Annotated in this window: 1 protein-coding gene; it reads left to right on the plus strand. The window is 69.2% G+C overall.

The window, feature by feature from the left end; all coding sequences use genetic code 11:
* Positions 1-137: 137 nt before the first annotated feature.
* A partial coding sequence (locus KBX53_RS35760) for a hypothetical protein (protein WP_247676666.1) occupies positions 138-445 on the plus strand: 308 nt, incomplete at its 3' end.

The raw sequence follows: 445 nt of genomic DNA on the forward strand, positions 1-445 counted from the left end.
CTCTTCGTCGTCGTCGCAGGGGCGGCGCTGGCCCTGCTCGCGGTCACGGTGGTGGTCCTGCCGCGCCGTCGTGGGCCCGGGCTGGGGAAGTACCTGCTCCAGCTGGTGTGCGTGGTCCTGGTGGTCTGCTGACCCTGGTGGGTGTCTTCCTGAAGATGAACATGGACAACCAGTGGTACTCCAGCTGGGGTGACCTGTTCTCCAACGGCGGGGGGCCGGTGACCACCGCGACCGTCGGCGCCGTCCCGGCCGCCGTGACCACCCCCGCGAAGGATCTTCCCCACCAGCCCTTCACCGCCGCACAGACGAACCCCGCCAGCAGCTCCTTCTTCGGATCGCAGGTGGATGCGGCCAGCACCTCGGGGCAGTGGGTGCACTTCACCCTTCCCGGCCGGGAGTCGGGCATCACGCAGGATGCCACGGCGTGGTTGCCGCCCTCCTACAT

The organism is Micromonospora sp. M51, assembly GCF_018070305.1.
Lineage (GTDB): Bacteria > Actinomycetota > Actinomycetes > Mycobacteriales > Micromonosporaceae > Micromonospora > Micromonospora parva.